General features: G+C 65.6%; 3 protein-coding genes. All 3 read left to right on the top strand.

Going from position 1 to position 1220, the window contains the following annotated elements:
* Nucleotides 1-155: 155 nt before the first annotated feature.
* A complete protein-coding gene (locus ACWD35_RS45550; RefSeq protein ID WP_451357188.1) occupies nucleotides 156-326 on the top strand; it encodes a hypothetical protein in 171 nt (56 codons plus the stop codon).
* 28 nt (nucleotides 327-354) lie between these two features.
* Nucleotides 355-681: a transposase gene (locus ACWD35_RS45545; RefSeq protein WP_451357187.1), complete on the top strand. Its 327-nt coding sequence runs from the start codon at nucleotides 355-357 to the stop codon at nucleotides 679-681.
* Nucleotides 682-686: 5 nt separating this feature from the next.
* Nucleotides 687-1220: IS3 family transposase (locus ACWD35_RS45540; protein WP_451357189.1), on the top strand; the 534-nt coding region annotated here is incomplete at its 3' end.

Below are 1220 nucleotides of genomic sequence, written 5' to 3'. Positions count from 1 at the left end.
AACATCACCCGCAGCCGCCTCGGACGCCTCACCCGCCAAGGCTTCCTCACCCAACCCGGACGAGGCCGATACCAGAAACGGACTTAACGCCCACTCAAAGCACTTCCCACCCGCAACCCAAACCACCACAGCAGGAGAGGCAGTATGAAGCCACCATGCCGACCGTCTCCGACCGGGTGGTCCAGGCAGCCCTCAAGCTGGTGCTGGAGCCAATCTTCGAGGCCGACTTCCTGCCGGTCTCCTACGGTTTCCGGCCCATGCGGCGCGCGCACGACGCGATCGCTGAGATCCACCGCTATGGCACTGAACCGTTCCGGGTTCGCTAGGGACTCGATCATTTGAGAGGATCGAGTTATGGCACGTCCTTCCCAGTACCCGCTTGAGCTGCGTCGTCGTGCGGTGCGGATGGTCGCCGAGGTGCGGCCGGAGTACGACACCGAGTGGGCCGCGATGAAAGCGGTCGCCCAGAAGCTGGGCATCGGTACGACCGAGACGCTGCGCAAGTGGGTGCGGCAGGAACAGATCGACCACGGTGCCCGTCCGGGCACCACGACGGAGGAGTCCGCACAGATCAAGGCGATGAAGAAGGAGATCGCCGAGTTGAAGCGGGCCAACGAGATCCTGAAGGCTGCGGCAAGTTTCTTCGCGGCCGAGCTCGACCGGCCACACACGCGCTCGTAGCCTTCATCGACGAGCACCGGGACCGCTTCGGCGGTGTCGAGCCGATCTGCCGCGTGCTGACCGAGCACGACTGCAAGATCGCCCCCTCCACCTACTACGCCCACCACAAACGCCGGACCATGCCGTCCGCCAGGACCGTGCGGGACGCCGAACTGAAGGACCAGATCAGCGAGGTCTTCGAGGTCAACTACCGTGTCTACGGGGCGAGGAAGATCTGGCGTGAGCTGAACCGGCAGGGCCATCGTGTGGCCCGCTGCACCGTCGAACGCCTGATGCGTGAGCTCGGCATCGCCGGAGCGGTCCGTGGCAAACGCGTGATCACCACGCTGCCCGGCGGGCAGATCGAGCGAGCCCCGGACCTACTGGACCGCGACTTCGTCGCCGGCGCCCCGAACCGCTGCTGGGTCGCGGACTTCACCCACGTGAAAACCTGGGCCGGTGTCGTCTATGTCGCCTTCGTCGTGGACACGTTCTCCCGCCGGATCGTCGGCTGGTCCGCGGCCACCGTGAAGGAAACGGTCTTCGTGCTGGACGCCCTG

Source organism: Streptomyces sp. NPDC002671, assembly GCF_053592475.1.
Note: the sequence above shows the minus strand (reverse complement) of the source record. Positions and strands in the feature narration are given on the sequence as shown.